The sequence below is a fragment of the Streptomyces sp. NPDC001744 genome, assembly GCF_042892575.1.
Classification (GTDB): Bacteria; Actinomycetota; Actinomycetes; order Streptomycetales; family Streptomycetaceae; genus Streptomyces.
The window spans coordinates 188,100-206,169 of record NZ_JBIAUG010000001.1 but is presented as its reverse complement, the minus strand read 5'-3'; the positions used below and the strand labels follow the sequence as shown (position 1 = coordinate 206,169).

Below are 18,070 nucleotides of genomic sequence, written 5' to 3'. Positions count from 1 at the left end.
TAGGTGCAGGAAGGCCCCGACGGGGGCGAATCGGCCCGTTCCGAGCCGAAAGAGGAGGTCGTGTCCGGCGCGACCACCCGTCCGCCGCACCGCGGCCCGTCCGCCGTACGGGCGCCGGTACCTCCCCGCCCCACCCTGCGGAAGCCGCCGGAACCCCTGGCGTACGCTGGTTCGGTCCGTCAAATCCTCCGAAAGGGACGCGTCCGGTGACCGAGAAGGCCGAACTCCAGTCCGTTCTCGACCGCGCAGCCGAAGGCGGCCGGATCACCCCCGAGGAGGCGCTCGACCTCTACCGCTCGGCGCCCCTGCACGCCCTCGGCGCCGCCGCCGACGCCGTGCGCCGCCGCCGGTACGCGGGGACCGAGCACATCGCGACGTACATCATCGAGCGGAACATCAACTACACGAACGTCTGCGTGACGGCGTGCCGGTTCTGCGCCTTCTACGCCGCGCCGAAGGACACGAAGAAGGGCTGGACCCGGGACCTCGACGACATCCTGCGCCGCTGCGCGGAGACCGTGGAGCTGGGCGGCACCCAGATCATGTTCCAGGGCGGCCACCACCCGGACTACGGCGTCGAGTACTACGAGGAGCACTTCGCCGCCATCAAGGCCGCGTTCCCGCAGCTCGTCATCCACTCCCTCGGCGCCTCCGAGATCGAGCACATGGCCCGGATCTCCGGCGTCCCCGTGGAGGAGGCGATCAGCCGCATCCACGCCGCCGGCCTCGACTCCTTCGCCGGCGCCGGCGCCGAACTGCTGCCCGAGCGCCCCCGCAAGGCCATCGCCCCGCTCAAGGAGTCCGGCGAGCGCTGGCTGGAGATCATGGAGATCGCCCACGGCCTCGGCGTGGAGTCCACCTCCACCATGCTCATGGGCACCGGCGAGACCAACGCCGAGCGGATCGAGCACCTGCGGATGATCCGCGACACGCAGGACCGGACGGGCGGCTTCCGGGCCTTCATCCCGTACACGTACCAGCCCGAGAACAACCACCTCAAGGGCCGTACGCAGGCCACGCTCTTCGAGTACCTGCGGATGATCGCGATCGCCCGGATCTTCCTCGACAACGTCGCCCACATCCAGGGCTCCTGGCTGACCACCGGCAAGGAGGTCGGCCAGCTCTCCCTGCACTACGGCGCCGACGACCTCGGCTCGATCATGCTGGAGGAGAACGTCGTCTCCTCCGCCGGGGCGAAGCACCGTTCCAACCGCCTGGAGATCATCGACCTGATCCGCAAGGCGGGCCGCGTCCCGGCGCAGCGCTCCACCACGTACGAGCACCTCGTCGTCCACGACGACCCGGCGAACGACCCGGTCGACGAGCGCGTCGCCTCCCACATCTCGTCCGTCGCGATCGAGGGCGGCACGGCCCACCCGGAGCTGAAGCTCCTCGACGCCCGCTGACGCGCGTGCGGACGATCCACGTCGCCGAGGCGTCGCCCGAGACCGCCGTGCTGGTCGACGGCGGTCTGATCGCCGCCGTCGGCCCGTACGAGGACCTGGTCGCCGTACGCCCCGACGCACGGGTGCGGGAGTGGCCCGGCATCCTCACCCCCGGGCTCCTCAACCCGTTCGCGCCCGAACTCCTGGAGGGCATGTACCACCCGGACCCCCGGGAGGCCGAGGGGTTCGGCACCGAACCGATCCCGGGGGAGCGGGCGCGGCGGATCTTCCGGGCCGACCCCTCCCGGCGCGGTGCCTCCGCCCGCCGGGGCGTGCAGCGGCTCCTCGCCCACGGGACGGTCGCCGTCGCGGGCGAACTGCGGAGCCGGGCCGCCGCGGACGCCGTGCGCCGGGCCGGTCTCGCCGTCGGCCGCCGCCCGGAGCGGCTTCCCGGCCCCCCGTCCTTCTCCCCGCAGCCGCTGGTGCTCCTGCCCGCCCCGGTGCCGGGCGGTCCCGCCCGCTTCGCCGTCTTCGACGTCCCCGACCGGGCGGCCCTGGTCCGCCTCGGCGCCTCGACCTGCGTCGCCACCGTCCTCGGCGGCCGCCTGGTCCACCGGTCCCGCTGAACGCGCCCCGGCGGACCGTCCGGGCGCGTCCCGCCGGGCGGTCCCGAGCGTGCCCTGCCGGTCGGGGCGGGAGGCGCCCTGAGACAATGGGGCCGCCCGCCCGTCTCCGATTCTGCGAGGCCGAACACCCGTGACCCGCGCCACCCTGGACAAGCAGCCGCACGAAGTCGCCACCATGTTCGACGGCGTGGCGGCCAACTACGACCTCACCAACGACGTGCTCTCCCTCGGCCAGGACCGGCGCTGGCGCAAGGAGGTCGCCAAGGCGGTCGACGCCCGCCCGGCGCAGAAGGTCCTCGACCTCGCCGCGGGCACGGCCACCTCCTCGCAGCCCTTCGCCCGCGCGGGGGCGTACGTCGTGCCCTGCGACTTCTCGCTCGGGATGCTGCGGGTCGGCAAGCAGCGCCACCCGTGGATGCCGTTCACGGCGGGCGACGGCACGCGACTGCCCTTCCGCGACGACGTGTTCGACGCCGTCACCATCTCCTTCGGGCTGCGCAACATCCAGGACACCGAGCAGGCGCTCCGCGAGCTGTACCGGGTGACGAAGCCGGGCGGCCGGGTCGTCATCTGCGAGTTCTCGCACCCCACCTGGGCGCCGTTCCGCACGGTGTACGAGGAGTACCTGATGCGCGCGCTGCCGCCGGTGGCCCGCGCCGTCTCCTCCAACCCCGACGCGTACGTGTACCTCGCCGAGTCCATCCAGTCCTGGCCGGACCAGCCCACCCTGGCGGGCCTGCTCCGGAAGGCCGGCTGGTCGAGGACGGCCTGGCGGAACCTGTCGGGCGGCATCGTCGCCCTGCACCGGGGCTTCAAGGAGTAACAACCTCCGCCGGGGCTCCGAGGCGTCACACCCCCGCCGGGGCTCCGAGGCACGACCCCGGCACCGGTGCGCCCCCCCGCACCGCGGCTCCAAGGCGCGGCCCTCCCCGTGGCCCCCGCCCCTAGACTTCCCCCATCCTTCCCTCGACCCCTTAGGGAGACCCGCCGTGACCGAGCAGCCCCTCTCCGAGCACAGCGCGGACGTGATCGTCGTCGGGGCGGGCCCGGCCGGCTCGACCACCGCCTACTACCTGGCGAAGGCGGGCCTGGACGTCCTCCTCCTGGAGAAGACCGCCTTCCCGCGCGAGAAGGTCTGCGGCGACGGCCTCACCCCCCGCGCCACCAAGCAGCTCGTCGCCATGGGCATCGACATCTCCGAAGAGGCCGGCTGGCTGCGGAACCGGGGCCTGCGGATCATCGGCGGCGGCGTCCGCCTGGAGCTGGACTGGCCGGACCTCGCCTCGTACCCGGACTACGGACTGGTCCGCAAGCGCGACGACTTCGACGAGCAGCTCGCCCGCCAGGCGCAGAAGGCCGGCGCCCGGCTGTACGAGCGCTGCAACGTCGGCGCCCCGATCCTCGACGACCGCACGGGCCGGATCACCGGCGTCCACGCCAAGCTGGGCGAGGAGAAGCGCGAGGTCACCTTCCACGCCCCGCTGGTCGTCGCCGCCGACGGCAACTCGACCCGGATCTCCCTCGGCATGGGCCTGCACCGGCGCGAGGACCGGCCGATGGGCGTCGCCGTCCGCACGTACTTCACGTCCCCCCGGCACGACGACGACTACCTGGAGTCCTGGCTGGAGCTGTGGGACCGGCGCGGCCCGCAGGACCGCCTCCTGCCCGGCTACGGCTGGATCTTCCCCATGGGCGACGGCACGTCCAACGTGGGCCTCGGCATCCTCAACTCCTCGAAGGCGTTCCGCGAGCTGGACTGGCGCGAGGTCCTCAAGGCGTGGTGCGCCTCCATGCCGGAGGACTGGGGCTACACCCCCGAGAACATGACGCAGCCGATCCGGGGCGCCGCCCTGCCGATGGCCTTCAACCGGCAGCCCCACTACACCAAGGGGCTGCTGCTCGTCGGTGACGCGGGCGGCCTGGTCAACCCGTTCAACGGCGAGGGCATCGCGTACGCCATGGAGTCGGGCCGGATCGCGGCGGACGTCATCGTCCAGGCCCACGCCCGCGCGACCCCGGCCCAGCGCGAACTGGCCCTGCGGAACTACCCGCAGGTCCTCAAGGACACCTACGGCGGCTACTACACGCTGGGCCGCGCCTTCGTGAAGCTCATCGGCAACCCGAAGGTCATGAAGATCGCGACCCAGCGCGGCCTCACCCACCCGCTCCTGATGAAGTTCACCCTGAAGATGCTGGCCAACCTCACCGACCCGACGGGCGGCGACGCGATGGACCGCATCATCAACGGACTGTCGAAGGTGGCGCCCCGGGCCTGACCTGGCCCCGGGCCCGATCCGGCCCCGCGCCCGATCCGGCCCCGCGCCCGACCCGGCCCCGCGCCCGACCCGGTCCGGAGCCCCGGTCCCGGGCCCGGGAGCCCGGTCCGGAGCCCCGGTCCCGCCCGCCCGCCGGGGATGCGGCAGCATGGGCGCGCGGCCGGCCCCCCCGGGGGCCGGTGTCGCGACGTCTCCGTTCTCCTCCACCTGGGGCTGGCGCATCACCATGACCACGAAGACTTCGGGCGGCGGGCGGCTGCCGTGGACGGCGGTCACCGCCGGGATCGTGGCCATGACGGTCTCGTACGCGGGACCGCTCGCGCTCATCCTGGCCGCCGCCGGCGCCGCCGGGCTGAGCGCCGAGCAGAGCGCGTCGTGGGTCTGGGCGGTGTCCGTCGGGGCCGGTCTGACCTGTGTCGGGCTGAGCTGGTGGAGCCGGACCCCGGTCGTCACGGCGTTCTCGACGCCGGGCGCGGCCATCCTGGTCACGGCGCTGCCGCAGCACGGGTACGCGGAGGCGGTCGGCGCCTTCCTCGCGGCGGGCGTGGCGGCCACCGCCCTGACGGCGACCGGGGTGTTCGCCCGGCTGCTGGCCCGCGTCCCGGAGGGCGTCGTCTCGGCGATGCTCGCCGGGATCCTCTTCTCGTTCGGGACCGGGATCTTCACCTCGGTCCGCTCCGCGCCGCTGCTCGCGGGCGGGATGCTGCTCGGCTACCTGCTGGCGCGGCGCTTCCTCCCGGCGTACGCGGTGGTGTGCGCGCTCGCCACCGGCCTCGTCCTCGCCGGCGCGACCGGCGGGCTCGACCTCGCCGTGCCGGGCTCCGGGCTCGCCCTGCCGCACCTGACCGTGCCGGAGTTCTCGCCCGGAGCGCTCGTCGGCATCGGCGTGCCGCTGCTCGTGGCGACCCTCGCCGGACAGTACGCGCCGGGCATGGCGGTGCTGCGGGCGGACGGCTACGCGCCCGACGAGCGGGTGGTGTGCGGGACGACGGGCGCGGTGTCGGTGCTGCTCGCGCCGTTCGGCTCGCACGCGATCAACCCGGCGGCGATCACGGCCGCCATCTGCACGGGCCCGGACGCGCACCCGGACCCGGCCCGGCGCTGGGTCGCCGGGGTGAGCTGCGGGATCGGCTACCTGGCGGTCGGCTGTTTCGGCTCGACCCTGGTGGCGCTCTTCACCGGCCTGCCCGACGCGCTCGTCGCGACGCTGGCGGGGGTGGCGCTGCTGGGCGCCCTGTCGGGGAGCCTGGTGCGGACGGTCGCGGACGAACGGGGCCGCGAGGCCGCCGTGGTGACCTTCCTGGCGACCGCGTCCGGAGTGACGATCGGCGGGGTCGGCTCACCCTTCTGGGGACTGCTCGCCGGCCTCCTCGCGTACGTCCTGACCGAGGCCCGGCGGGGCGGCCCCGGCACGCCGGAGGGCCGCCGCTCCCCCGAGGAGCGGCGGCCCTTCGACGCGGACGGGAACGCTCAGAGGATGCGCACGGCGCCCGACGGCGGGTCCCAGTCGAGCGAGCGCTCGACCACGCCGGTGGACGAGTTCTGCGCGCCGACGTACTTGCCGCCGCCCACGTAGATGGCGACGTGGTACGAGCCGCTGCGGCTGCCCCAGTACAGGATGTCGCCCGGCTGGAGGTTGCCCAGGGAGACGGAGGTGCCCATGCTCGACTGCTCGTACGAGATGCGCGGCAGGTCGATGCCCGCCTGGCGGTAGGCGGCCTGGACGAGACCGGAGCAGTCCCACGAGTTGGGGCCCGTGCCGCCGGTGACGTAGGAGTCGCCGACCTGCGCACGGGCGAAGGCCACGATCGCGGCGGCGGAGCCGCTGGGGGCCTGGGAGCGCTCCTCGCCGGTGGAGGCGCCGGAGCCGCCGTCGGAGGACGAGCCGCCGGAGGACGACGAGCCGCCGTCGTCGGACGCGGTCGTGGCGACGGTGGCGAGCTGGGTGCGCGCACGGCTGCGGGAGGCGCGCTCGGCGGCCTCCTCGGCGGCCCTGCGCTCCTGCTCGGCCTTGAGGCGGGCCTTCTCGGCGCGCTCGGCCGCGGCCTTGCGGTCCGCCTCGGCCTTGGCCTTCGTGGCCTCCTTGGAGGCGTTCAGGACGGCCGCGTTCTCCAGGCTCCGGAGGTTCTGGTCGAGCGCTTCCTGCTGGGATGCCTCGGCGGAGGCGGCGACCGCGCTCGCGAGGCCGGTGCCGGTGCCGAGCGAGCCCAGGGTGGGCATCTCGATGGTCTCGGTCACCGGATCGGCACTCGCCGGCCCGGCGGCACCGGCCACCGCGATGGTGCCGAGGACGCCACCGGCGACTCCGGCCCGGAGCGCGAGCTTCGAAGCGCTGCGGCGGGGCTTCCGGTGGCTGGGTATGTGAGCGGAGTGGGACATGGGAACAACCGCTATCAGGGCATCAGGGTTCCCTTCAAGAAACGTGGATTGCGCCACAGTTACGTTCGGAACCTGTGAATCCGCTTCCTGGGGAGCCTTATTGACGCCGTAACGGGCAAATCGGGCGTCGGTCATCCGGGGCTTGATCAAGGGTTTTCAATGAAAAGCCCGAATTGCCCGACGCTTACCACCTCTTGACGCCGTTGGCCAAGCCCTCTTCTTTCGGGGCGTCAGGCTCGTGACGCACGTCACATCGGGGTTCGTGAAAACGCGCACGCGTCCACCTCCGTCCGCGCGACCCCCCGACCGGGCGACGGGCGCCCCCTTTATCACCCCCGGACGATCTCTCGCCAATTTGCCTGTACGTGCCATCGCTTGATAGTGCGAGACCCCCTCCGATCAGCGATTTCCGGTGCGGTTGTCACATCTGGTGATCGCCTGGGCGCTTCGCGCGACAAGATCACCCCTCATCCGGCTTCATGATCGTTCGTCAGGTGGTGGAGATCACAAACTCACTGTCGTACCCCGTGTCGCAGATCACAGAGGGGCAGGCATAAGATGCGGGGCAGCCGGGCTTGTGAACTGCCTCACATGGGGGTGATCTTTCACGGTCCGGTGGTGCGGTCCAACGGTCAAGGACGACTGGAAGGAGCGAGGAGCGTGAATGCGTACGCGCCCGTCCTCGTGCTCGGCGCCCTGGGTGCGGGGTTTGCGATCTTCTCCGTGGTCATGGCCACGCTTATCGGCCCAAAGCGGTACAACAGGGCGAAACTTGAGGCGTACGAGTGCGGCATCGAGCCGACACCCACGCCCGCCGGGGGCGGCCGCTTCCCGATCAAGTACTACCTGACGGCGATGCTCTTCATCGTCTTCGACATCGAGATCGTCTTCCTCTACCCCTGGGCCGTCACCTTCGACGCCCTGGGGCTTTTCGGGCTCGTGGAGATGCTGCTCTTCGTGCTCACCGTCTTCGTCGCCTACGCCTACGTGTGGCGGCGCGGCGGCCTGGAATGGGACTGAGGGGCTGAGGGGCACCTATGGGACTCGAAGAGAAACTCCCGAGCGGCTTTCTGCTGACGACGGTCGAACAGGCCGCGGGCTGGGTGCGCAAGGCGTCCGTCTTCCCCGCGACCTTCGGCCTCGCCTGCTGCGCCATCGAGATGATGACCACCGGAGCCGGCCGGTACGACCTGGCCCGCTTCGGCATGGAGGTCTTCCGCGGTTCGCCGCGCCAGGCCGACCTGATGATCGTGGCCGGCCGGGTCAGCCAGAAGATGGCCCCCGTCCTGCGGCAGGTCTACGACCAGATGCCCAACCCCAAGTGGGTCATCTCCATGGGCGTCTGCGCCTCCTCGGGCGGCATGTTCAACAACTACGCGATCGTGCAGGGCGTCGACCACATCGTCCCCGTCGACATCTACCTGCCCGGCTGTCCGCCGCGCCCGGAGATGCTGCTCGACGCGATCCTCAAGCTCCACCAGAAGATCCAGGGCTCCAAGCTCGGCGTGAACGCCGAGGAGGCGGCGCGCGAGGCGGAGGAGGCGGCGCTCAGGGCGCGGCCGACCATCGAACTGAAGGGCCTGCTGAGGTGACCGGCGCACGCGCGGCCGCCGGGCCGCAGACCGCGAAGAATCCCGCGTCCGCGCGCCGCGCGGGCGGAGAAGGGAACGGGGCAGCACAGTGAGCGACGAGACACCCAACCCCGACAAGGAGCTGAGCGCGCAGAACCTGCCGGGCCAGCGCGGGGACCACGGCGAGGAGGTCCGCGTCCAGCGCGGCATGTTCGGCGCGCAGAGCGGCGCCGACACCTCCGGCTACGGCGGCCTCGTCCGCTCCGTACGGCTCCCCGGCCCGGCCGCCCGCCCCTACGGCGGCTGGTTCGACGAGGTCGCCGACGAGCTGGAGGGCGCCCTGGAGGAGCAGGGGCTCCTCCCGGAGAACGCCATCGGGAAGACGGTCGTCGACCGCGGCGAACTCACCTTCCACATCGAGCGCGAGCACCTCGTCCGCGTGGCCCGCACCCTGCGCGACGACCCGGCGCTCCGCTTCGAGCTCTGCACCGGCGTCTCCGGCGTCCACTACCCGCACGACAAGGGCCGCGAGCTGCACGCCGTCTACCACCTGCGCTCCCTGACCCACGGCCGGCTGATCCGGCTGGAGGTCACGGCCCCGGACGCCGACCCGCACGTCCCGTCCCTCGTCGCCGTCTACCCGACGAACGACTGGCACGAGCGCGAGGCGTACGACTTCTTCGGCATCGTCTTCGACGGCCACCCCGCCCTCACCCGGATCATGATGCCGGACGACTGGCAGGGCCACCCGCAGCGCAAGGACTACCCCCTCGGCGGCATCCCCGTCGAGTACAAGGGCGCCCAGATCCCGGCTCCGGACCAGCGGAGGTCGTACTCGTGAACACCCCCAACGCCTCCGCGCGGGAGACGACGGAAGGCACCGTCTACACGGTGACCGGCGGCGACTGGGACGAGGTCGCCCGCTCCGCCGCCCGGGCCGACGACGAGCGGATCGTCGTCAACATGGGACCCCAGCACCCGTCCACCCACGGCGTGCTCCGCCTCATCCTGGAGATCGACGGCGAGACCGTCACCGAGGCCCGCTGCGGCATCGGCTACCTCCACACCGGCATCGAGAAGAACCTCGAATACCGGACCTGGACGCAGGGCACCACCTTCGTCACGCGCATGGACTACCTGACCTCGTTCTTCAACGAGACCGCGTACTGCCTCGGCGTGGAGAAGCTGCTCGGCGTCACCGACCAGATCCCGGACCGCGCGAGCGTCGTCCGCGTCCTGCTGATGGAGCTGAACCGGCTCTCCTCGCACCTGGTCTGCATCGCCACCGGCGGCATGGAGCTCGGCGCCACCACGATCATGATCTACGGCTTCCGGGACCGCGAGATGATCCTGGACCTGTACGAGCTGATCACCGGCCTGCGCATGAACCACGCCTTCATCCGCCCCGGCGGCCTCGCCCAGGACCTCCCGCCCGGCGCCGTCGACGCCGTGCGCGAGTTCGTGAAGACCATGAAGAAGAACCTGCCGGAGTACGACAAGCTCGCCACCGGCAACCCCATCTTCAAGGCCCGCATGCAGGACGTCGGCCACCTCGACCTCACCGGCTGCATGGCCCTCGGCGCCACCGGACCGATCCTGCGCTCCGCGGGCCTCCCGCACGACCTGCGCAGGACCGACCCGTACTGCGGCTACGAGAACTACGACTTCGAGGTCCCGACCGCCGAGAGCTGCGACTCCTACGGACGCTTCCTGGTCCGCCTGGAGGAGATGCGGCAGTCCCTGCGGATCGTCGAGCAGTGCCTCGACCGCCTGGAGCCGGGCCCGGTCATGGTCGCCGACAAGAAGATCGCCTGGCCCGCGCAGCTCGCGCTCGGCGCCGACGGCCTCGGCAACTCCCTCGACCACATCAAGAAGATCATGGGCACCTCCATGGAGGCCCTGATCCACCACTTCAAGCTGGTCACCGAGGGCTTCCGGGTCCCGCCCGGCCAGGCGTACGCGGCCGTCGAGTCCCCCAAGGGCGAACTCGGCGCGCACGTCGTCTCCGACGGCGGCACCCGCCCCTACCGGGTCCACTTCCGCGACCCGTCCTTCACCAACCTCCAGGCCATGGCCGCGATGTGCGAGGGCGGCCAGGTCGCCGACGTCATCGTGGCCGTCGCCTCCATCGACCCCGTGATGGGAGGCGTCGACCGATGACCGAGCAGATCAGCCTGGGCATGCCCCAGCTCCCCGCCCCCGGCTACCCGGCGGACGTCCGCGCCCGCCTGGAGGAGGACGCGCGGGCGATCGTCGCCCGCTACCCGGACTCCCGCTCCGCGCTCCTGCCGATGCTGCACCTCGTGCAGGCGGAGGAGGGCCACGTCACCCGCACCGGCACGGCCTTCTGCGCCGACGTCCTCGGCCTCACCACCGCCGAGGTCACCGCCGTCGCCACCTTCTACACCATGTACCGCCGCAAGCCCTCCGGCGACTACCAGGTCGGCGTCTGCACCAACACGCTCTGCGCGGTCATGGGCGGCGACGCGATCTTCGAGGAGCTGCAGGAGCACCTCGGCGTCGGCAACGGCGGGACCACCGAGGACGGCAAGGTCACCCTCGAACACATCGAGTGCAACGCGGCCTGCGACTTCGCGCCCGTCGTGATGGTCAACTGGGAGTTCTTCGACAACCAGACCCCCGAGTCCGCCAAGAAGATGGTGGACGACCTGCGGGCCGGGCGGACCGTCGAACCCACCCGCGGCGCCCCGCTCTGCACCTTCAGGGAGACCGCCCGCATCCTCGCCGGCTTCCCCGACGAGCGCCCCGGCGCCGTCGAGGCCACCGGCGGCGCGGGCCCCGCCTCCCTCGTCGGCCTGCGGCTCGCCAAGGGCGAGCAGCCGCACCACCGCGTCGTCCACCCGCGCGGCGAGACCACCGGACCGGGCGAGGACCCCGGACGCGGCGACACCTCCGGACAGGAGGGGAAGTGATGACCTTGGCAACCGAGATCAACAACAGCAGCCCCGAGAAGCTCCTCGCCCCCGTCCTCTCGGCCTTCTGGGACGAACCCCGCTCCTGGACCCTGGAGACCTACGAACGCCACGAGGGCTACCAGGGACTCCGGCGGGCCCTCGCGATGAGCCCCGACGACCTCATCGCGTACGTCAAGGACTCCGGTCTCCGCGGCCGCGGCGGCGCCGGCTTCCCCACCGGCATGAAGTGGCAGTTCATCCCGCAGGGCGACGGCAAGCCGCACTACCTCGTCGTCAACGCCGACGAGTCCGAGCCCGGCACCTGCAAGGACATCCCGCTCCTCTTCGCCAACCCGCACTCCCTCATCGAGGGCATCGTGATCGCCTGCTACGCGATCCGCTCGAACCACGCCTTCATCTACCTGCGCGGCGAGGTCGTCCCCGTCCTGCGCCGCCTCCACGAGGCCGTCCGCGAGGCGTACGCCGCCGGCTACCTCGGCACCAACGTCCTCGGCAGCGGGCTCGACCTCGAACTCACCGTGCACGCCGGCGCCGGCGCGTACATCTGCGGCGAGGAGACCGCCCTGCTCGACTCGCTCGAAGGACGGCGCGGCCAGCCCCGGCTGCGGCCCCCCTTCCCCGCGGTCGCCGGTCTGTACGCCTGCCCCACCGTGGTGAACAACGTCGAGTCCATCGCGTCCGTTCCCGCGATCCTCCACCGGGGCAAGGAGTGGTTCACCTCCCTGGGCAGCGAGAAGTCCCCGGGCTTCACGCTGTACTCGCTCTCCGGGCACGTCGCCTCGCCCGGCCAGTACGAGGCCCCCCTCGGCGTCACCCTGCGCCAGCTCCTCGACATGGGCGGCGGGATGCGCCCCGGCCACCGCCTCAAGTTCTGGACCCCCGGCGGCTCCTCCACCCCCATGTTCACCGACGAGCACCTCGACGTGCCCCTCGACTACGAGGGCGTCGGCGCCGCCGGTTCCATGCTCGGCACCAAGGCGCTCCAGTGCTTCGACGAGACCACCTGCGTCGTCCGCGCCGTCACCCGCTGGACCGAGTTCTACGCCCACGAGTCCTGCGGCAAGTGCACCCCCTGCCGCGAGGGCACGTACTGGCTCGTCCAGCTGCTCCGCGACATCGAGGCCGGCAAGGGCGAGATGTCCGACCTCGACAAGCTCAACGACATCGCCGACAACATCAACGGCAAGTCGTTCTGCGCCCTCGGCGACGGCGCCGCCTCACCGATCTTCTCCTCCCTGAAGTACTTCCGCGAGGAGTACGAGCAGCACATCACGGGCCGGGGCTGCCCCTTCGACCCCGCCAGGTCGACCGCCTGGGCGGACAACCACAAGGAGGTGACCGCATGACCGTCATCGCGTCCACCCCCAGTGGCGGCGGCAGCGCGCCGGTACCGCCCGAGGACCTCGTGACGCTGACCATCGACGGCGCCGAGATCTCCGTCCCGAAGGGGACGCTGGTCATCCGCGCCGCCGAACAGCTCGGCATCGAGATCCCGCGCTTCTGCGACCACCCGCTCCTCGACCCCGCCGGTGCCTGCCGCCAGTGCATCGTCGAGGTCGAGGGCCAGCGCAAGCCCATGGCCTCCTGCACCATCACCTGCACCGACGGCATGGTGGTGAGGTCCCAGCTCACCTCGCCCGTCGCCGAGAAGGCCCAGCACGGCGTGATGGAGCTGCTGCTCATCAACCACCCGCTGGACTGCCCGGTCTGCGACAAGGGCGGCGAGTGCCCCCTGCAGAACCAGGCCATGTCCCACGGACAGGCCGAGTCCCGCTTCGAGGGCGTCAAGCGGACCTACGAGAAGCCGGTCGCGATCTCCACCCAGGTGCTGCTCGACCGCGAGCGGTGCGTGCTGTGCGCCCGCTGCACCCGCTTCTCCAACCAGGTCGCGGGCGACCCGATGATCGAGCTGATCGAGCGCGGCGCGCTCCAGCAGGTCGGCACCGGCGAGGGCGACCCCTTCGCGTCGTACTTCTCCGGCAACACCATCCAGATCTGCCCGGTCGGCGCCCTCACCTCGGCCGCCTACCGCTTCCGCTCCCGCCCCTTCGACCTCGTCTCCACCCCCTCCGTGTGCGAGCACTGCGCGGGCGGCTGCGCCACCCGCACCGACCACCGGCGCGGCAAGGTCATGCGGCGGCTCGCCGCCGAGGACCCGGAGGTCAACGAGGAGTGGATCTGCGACAAGGGCCGCTTCGGCTTCCGGTACGCCCAGCAGCGCGACCGGCTGACCACGCCGCTCGTCCGGAACCCCGAGTCCGGTGAGCTGGAGGCCGCCTCCTGGCCCGAGGCCCTGGAAGCCGCCGCCCGCGGGCTCGTCCGCGGCCGGACCGGCGTCCTGACCGGCGGCCGGCTGACCGTCGAGGACTCCTACGCGTACGCCAAGTTCGCCCGGGTCGCCCTGGGCACCAACGACGTCGACTTCCGGGCCCGGGTCCACTCCGGCGAGGAGGCCGACTTCCTGGCCTCCGCCGTCGCCGGACGCGGACGCGACCTGGACGGGACGGGCGTCACGTACACCTCGCTCGAAGCCGCCCCGGCCGTCCTCCTCGTCGGCCTGGAGGCCGAGGAGGAGGCCCCCGGCGTCTTCCTGCGGCTCCGCAAGGCGTGGCGCAAGCGCGGCCAGAGGACCTATGCCGTCGCCGCCTTCGCCACCCGGGGCCTGGAGAAGGCGGGCGGCACCCTGCTGCCCGCCGCCCCCGGCACCGAGACCGAGTGGCTCGACGCGCTCAGCTCCCGGGTCGGCCTGGAGGGCGACGGACTCGCCGCCGCCGAGGCCCTGCGCGAGGAGGGCGCCGTGATCGCCGTCGGCGAGCGTCTGGCGGGCGTACCCGGCGCGCTCACCGCCGCCCTGCGCGCCGCGGCCGCCACCGGCGCCCGGCTCGTGTGGATCCCGCGCCGCGCCGGCGAGCGCGGGGCCGTCGAGGCGGGCGCGCTCCCGGGGCTCCTCCCCGGCGGCCGGCCCGCGACCCACCCCCGCGCGCGCGAGGAGGTCGCCGCCGTCTGGGGCGTCCGCGAACTCCCCGTCCGCCCCGGCCGCGACACCGGCCGGATCCTGGAGGCCGCCGCCACCGGCGAACTCGCCGCCCTGCTCGTCGCGGGCGTCGAGGTCGCCGACCTGCCGGACCCGGCCCGCGCCCGCGAGGCCCTGGACGCGGCCTTCGTGGTCTCCCTGGAGCTGCGGCCCGGCGAGGTCACCGACCGCGCCGACGTCGTCCTGCCGGTCGCCGCCGTCGCCGAGAAGACCGGCACCTTCCTCAACTGGGAGGGCAGGGCCCGGATGTTCGAGTCCGCGCTCAAGCCGGATCAGATGACCCGGCAGCCCGCCCCGGCCGACACCCGCGTCCTGCACATGCTGGCCGACGCCCTCGACGCGCATCTGGGCCTGCCCGACGTCCAGGCCGTACGGCGGGAGCTGGACCGGCTCGGCGGCCGGTTCGACGAACGGACCACCGGGCCCGCCGAGCCCGGCCGGCCCGCCGCCCGGCCCGGCGACGGCGAGGCCGTCCTCGCCGGACACCGGCTCCTCCTCGACCTCGGACGGCTCCAGGAGGGCGACACCGCCCTGGCCGGCACCCGCCACGCGGCGGTCGCCCGGCTCTCCGCCGCCACCGCCGCCGACACCGGCGTCAAGGACGGCGACCTCCTGGAGGTCAGGGGCCCCGCCGGCTCCGTCGCCCTCCCGCTCCGGGTCACCGAGATGCCCGACCGCGTGGTCTGGCTCCCGCTGAACTCGACCGGGCACGGCGTCCTCTCCGACACCGGCGCCCGTCCGGGCGACCCGGTCCGCATCGGTCCGGCGGCCCCCCGCCCCGCCGGCGTCACGGAGGTGCAGGCATGAGCGTGCCGCTCGCCGCTGAAGACCTGTCCATGTTCGGCACGGACCCCTGGTGGCTCGTCGCGGTCAAGGCCGTCTTCTGCTTCGCCTTCCTGATGGTGACCGTGCTCTTCTCCATCGTGTGGGAGCGCAAGGTCGTCGCCTGGATGCAGCTGCGCGTCGGACCCAACCGGCACGGCCCCTGGGGCCTCCTCCAGTCCCTCGCGGACGGCATCAAGCTGATGCTGAAGGAGGACGTGATCGTCCGCCGCGCCGACAAGGTCGTCTACGTCCTGGCCCCGGTCGTCGCCGCGATCCCCGCCTTCATGGCCATCGCCGTGATCCCCTTCGGCCCGGCGGGCAACGAGGTCTCGATCTTCGGCCACCGCACGGCGATGCAGCTCACCGACCTGCCGATCGCGATGCTGTACGTCCTCGCGGTCGCCTCGATCGGCATCTACGGCATCGTCCTCGCCGGCTGGTCCTCCGGCTCCACGTACCCGCTCCTGGGCGGCCTGCGCTCCTGCGCGCAGATGATCTCGTACGAGATCGCCATGGGCGCGGCCTTCGCCTCCGTCTTCCTCTACTCCGGGTCGATGTCGACCTCGGCGATCGTCGAGGCGCAGGCGGACCGCTGGTTCGTGATCCTGCTGCCGGTCTCGTTCATCATCTACGTCGTCACGATGGTCGGCGAGACCAACCGCGCGCCCTTCGACATGCCGGAGTCCGAGGGCGACCTCGTCGGCGGCTTCAACACCGAGTACTCGTCCATCAAGTTCGCGATGTTCATGCTCGCCGAGTACGTGAACATGGTGACGGTCTCGGCCGTGACGGCCACCCTCTTCCTGGGCGGCTGGCGGGCCCCGTACCCCCTCTCCGCCTTCTGGGAGGGCGCGAACCACGGCTGGTGGCCGATGCTCTGGTTCGTGATCAAGGTGCAGCTGCTGCTGTTCTTCTTCATCTGGCTGCGCGGCACCCTGCCCCGCGTCCGCTACGACCAGCTCATGAAGCTCGGCTGGAAGGTCCTGATCCCGGTCTCCGTGGTCTGGCTGATGCTGGTCGCCACCGTCCGGGCGCTACGCAACGAGAACATCGCGTTCACCCACATCGTCCTGTACGTGGCCGGGGCCGTGCTCGCCCTGCTCCTCCTCTCCCTCGTGGTGGACCTCTTCCGCGACCGGAAGGCGGGGACGGCGGCGCCCGCGCCCGAGGACACGCCCCCCTTCGACCCGATGGCCGGAGGCTTCCCCGTGCCGCCCAAGCCCGGACAGTCCCTGCCGCCCGCGCCCCGGCGCCGGTCGCGGCACCAGCGGGACCTCGTCGCCAGCGGCGCCCCCGACACCGCTACTGCGAACGACGGAAAGGAGACGGACGGTGTCTGACTTCCAGAATCCGGTGGCCGGTTTCGGCGTGACCTTCAAGGCCATGTTCAAGAAGCGGCTGACCGAGCAGTACCCGGAGCAGCAGAAGACGACCGCGCCCCGCTTCCACGGCCGGCACCAGCTCAACCGTCACCCCGACGGCCTGGAGAAGTGCGTCGGCTGCGAACTGTGCGCCTGGGCCTGTCCCGCCGACGCCATCTACGTGGAGGGCGCGGACAACACGGACGAGGAGCGCTACTCGCCCGGCGAGCGCTACGGCCGCGTCTACCAGATCAACTACGCCCGCTGCATCCTGTGCGGCCTGTGCATCGAGGCGTGCCCCACCCGCGCGCTGACGATGACCAACGAGTTCGAACTCGCCGACTCCTCCCGCGCGAACCTGATCTACACCAAGGAACAGCTCCTCGCGGGCCTGGAGGAGACCATGGTCGACACCCCGCACGCGATCTTCCCCGGCATGACCGAACAGGACTACTACCGGGGCCTCGTCACCGAGGCGGCGCCCGGGACCGTCCGCCAGGCCGCCGTGTCCCAGGGGGAGAAGGACGACCACGAGGAGGTGGACGCGTGAGCACCACCCTCGCGGCGTACGCGACCTCCACGGGCGAGGCCGTGCAGTTCTGGGTCCTCGGCACCGTCGCCGTCGCCGGCGCCCTCTGCACGATCCTCATGCGCAGGGCCGTCCACTCCGCCCTCTGCCTCGCCGGCACGATGATCGTCCTCGCGGTCTTCTACCTGGCCAACGGCGCGTACTTCCTCGGCATCGTCCAGATCGTCGTCTACACCGGCGCGATCATGATGCTCTTCCTCTTCGTCGTCATGCTCGTCGGCGTCACGGCCGCGGACTCGCTGAAGGAGACCCTGAAGGGGCAGCGCTGGTGGGCCGCCGCCTGCGGCCTCGGCTTCGGCATCCTGCTCGCCGCCGGCATCGGCAACGCCTCGCTCACCGAGTTCACCGGACTCGGCGCCGCCAACGGCGCGCGCGGCGGGAACGTCGAGGGCCTCGCCGCCCTGATCTTCACCCGGTACGTCTTCGCCTTCGAGATCACCGGCGCGCTCCTCATCACCGCCGCCGTCGGCGCGATGGTGCTCACCCACCGGGAGCGCACCGAGCGCGCCCGCACCCAGCGCGAGCTGGCCGAGCAGCGCGTACGCGAGGGCACGCACGTGCCGCCGCTGCCCGCGCCCGGCGTCTACGCCCGGCACAACGCCGTGGACATCGCCGGCCTGCTGCCCGACGGCAGCCCGGCGGAGCTGACCGTCATGGGGACCCTGCGCAAGCGGGGCCAGATCCGGGACGTTTCCGCCGAGGCCATGGCCGACCTCAAGGCCCTGGAACAGCGCTCCGAGGAGCGGCTCGGCCGGAACCGGGACGAAGAGGAGGCCACCCGGTGAACCCCGTCAACTACCTGTACCTCGCCGCCCTGCTGTTCACCATCGGCGCCGCGGGGGTCCTGATCCGGCGCAACGCGATCGTCGTCTTCATGTGCGTCGAGCTCATGCTCAACGCCTGCAACCTCGCGTTCGTCACCTTCTCCCGCATGCACGGCAACCTGGACGGCCAGATCATCGCCTTCTTCACGATGGTCGTCGCCGCCGCGGAGGTCGTCGTCGGGCTCGCGATCATCGTGTCCGTCTTCCGTGCCCGCCACTCGGCCTCGGTCGACGACGCAAGCCTGATGAAGCTGTGAGGGGCTG

General features: G+C 72.0%; 17 protein-coding genes. 16 read left to right on the top strand and 1 reads right to left on the bottom strand.

All coding sequences use genetic code 11. The annotated features are described in order from the left end of the window. The first annotated feature begins 206 nt into the window (after nt 1-206). From mqnC to ACFYZY_RS01060, 5 genes are all read left to right on the top strand, one after another. Nucleotides 207-1,406, top strand: a complete 1,200-nt coding sequence (mqnC, locus tag ACFYZY_RS01080; protein ID WP_388688274.1) for a cyclic dehypoxanthinyl futalosine synthase — start codon at nt 207-209, stop codon at nt 1,404-1,406. Nucleotides 1,407-1,411: 5 nt separating this feature from the next. Further along, nucleotides 1,412-2,011, top strand: coding sequence for a hypothetical protein (locus ACFYZY_RS01075; RefSeq protein ID WP_388688272.1), 600 nt, complete (start codon nt 1,412-1,414; stop codon nt 2,009-2,011). 130 nt (nt 2,012-2,141) lie between these two features. Beyond that, the gene (locus ACFYZY_RS01070) at nt 2,142-2,834 is read left to right on the top strand and encodes a demethylmenaquinone methyltransferase (RefSeq protein WP_388688270.1); all 693 of its coding nucleotides are present in this window, start codon (nt 2,142-2,144) and stop codon (nt 2,832-2,834) included. A 166-nt stretch (nt 2,835-3,000) separates the two neighbouring features. Next, the gene (locus ACFYZY_RS01065) at nt 3,001-4,287 is read left to right on the top strand and encodes a geranylgeranyl reductase family protein (protein ID WP_388688267.1); all 1,287 of its coding nucleotides are present in this window, start codon (nt 3,001-3,003) and stop codon (nt 4,285-4,287) included. A 226-nt stretch (nt 4,288-4,513) separates the two neighbouring features. Continuing rightward, nucleotides 4,514-5,863 carry a benzoate/H(+) symporter BenE family transporter gene (locus ACFYZY_RS01060; protein WP_388688265.1) on the top strand — a complete coding sequence of 450 codons (1,350 nt, stop codon included), beginning with the start codon at nt 4,514-4,516 and terminating at the stop codon, nt 5,861-5,863. On the opposite strand, the gene ACFYZY_RS01055 is transcribed toward ACFYZY_RS01060, so the two are convergent. Then, nucleotides 5,758-6,666 (bottom strand): C40 family peptidase, encoded by a 909-nt coding sequence (locus ACFYZY_RS01055; RefSeq protein ID WP_388688262.1) that lies wholly within the window; start codon nt 6,664-6,666, stop codon nt 5,758-5,760. The two genes, ACFYZY_RS01060 and ACFYZY_RS01055, sit on opposite strands and share 106 nt — an antisense overlap. A 660-nt stretch (nt 6,667-7,326) precedes the next feature. Between ACFYZY_RS01055 and ACFYZY_RS01050 the strand changes: the two genes are divergently transcribed. From ACFYZY_RS01050 to nuoK, 11 genes are all read left to right on the top strand, one after another. After that, nucleotides 7,327-7,686, top strand: a complete 360-nt coding sequence (locus ACFYZY_RS01050) for an NADH-quinone oxidoreductase subunit A (RefSeq protein ID WP_019888619.1) — start codon at nt 7,327-7,329, stop codon at nt 7,684-7,686. Between the two features lie 17 nt (nt 7,687-7,703). Beyond that, complete coding sequence (locus ACFYZY_RS01045) at nt 7,704-8,258, top strand: NuoB/complex I 20 kDa subunit family protein (protein ID WP_388688260.1); 555 nt, start codon at nt 7,704-7,706, stop codon at nt 8,256-8,258. Between the two features lie 88 nt (nt 8,259-8,346). Further along, entirely contained in the window at nt 8,347-9,078 is a 732-nt protein-coding gene (locus ACFYZY_RS01040) for an NADH-quinone oxidoreductase subunit C (RefSeq protein WP_388688257.1), read from the top strand. After that, nucleotides 9,075-10,397: an NADH-quinone oxidoreductase subunit D gene (locus ACFYZY_RS01035; RefSeq protein WP_388688255.1), complete on the top strand. Its 1,323-nt coding sequence runs from the start codon at nt 9,075-9,077 to the stop codon at nt 10,395-10,397. Before ACFYZY_RS01040 ends, ACFYZY_RS01035 begins: the two co-directional genes overlap by 4 nt. Then, the gene (gene nuoE, locus ACFYZY_RS01030; RefSeq protein ID WP_388688253.1) at nt 10,394-11,170 is read left to right on the top strand and encodes an NADH-quinone oxidoreductase subunit NuoE; all 777 of its coding nucleotides are present in this window, start codon (nt 10,394-10,396) and stop codon (nt 11,168-11,170) included. Before ACFYZY_RS01035 ends, nuoE begins: the two co-directional genes overlap by 4 nt. Further along, on the top strand, nt 11,170-12,519 hold the full coding sequence (gene nuoF, locus ACFYZY_RS01025) for an NADH-quinone oxidoreductase subunit NuoF (protein ID WP_388688251.1): 1,350 nt from the start codon (nt 11,170-11,172) through the stop codon (nt 12,517-12,519). Before nuoE ends, nuoF begins: the two co-directional genes overlap by 1 nt. Further along, nucleotides 12,516-15,014, top strand: coding sequence for an NADH-quinone oxidoreductase subunit G (locus ACFYZY_RS01020; RefSeq protein ID WP_388688249.1), 2,499 nt, complete (start codon nt 12,516-12,518; stop codon nt 15,012-15,014). The genes nuoF and ACFYZY_RS01020 overlap by 4 nt, the downstream gene beginning before the upstream one ends. After that, a complete protein-coding gene (gene nuoH, locus ACFYZY_RS01015) occupies nt 15,011-16,372 on the top strand; it encodes an NADH-quinone oxidoreductase subunit NuoH (RefSeq protein WP_388688246.1) in 1,362 nt (453 codons plus the stop codon). Before ACFYZY_RS01020 ends, nuoH begins: the two co-directional genes overlap by 4 nt. Beyond that, nucleotides 16,365-16,943: an NADH-quinone oxidoreductase subunit NuoI gene (nuoI, locus tag ACFYZY_RS01010; protein WP_388688244.1), complete on the top strand. Its 579-nt coding sequence runs from the start codon at nt 16,365-16,367 to the stop codon at nt 16,941-16,943. Before nuoH ends, nuoI begins: the two co-directional genes overlap by 8 nt. Further along, nucleotides 16,940-17,767: an NADH-quinone oxidoreductase subunit J gene (locus ACFYZY_RS01005; RefSeq protein ID WP_388688242.1), complete on the top strand. Its 828-nt coding sequence runs from the start codon at nt 16,940-16,942 to the stop codon at nt 17,765-17,767. Before nuoI ends, ACFYZY_RS01005 begins: the two co-directional genes overlap by 4 nt. Beyond that, nucleotides 17,764-18,063: an NADH-quinone oxidoreductase subunit NuoK gene (gene nuoK, locus ACFYZY_RS01000; protein WP_017239464.1), complete on the top strand. Its 300-nt coding sequence runs from the start codon at nt 17,764-17,766 to the stop codon at nt 18,061-18,063. The genes ACFYZY_RS01005 and nuoK overlap by 4 nt, the downstream gene beginning before the upstream one ends. The last annotated feature ends 7 nt before the right edge of the window (nt 18,064-18,070 follow it).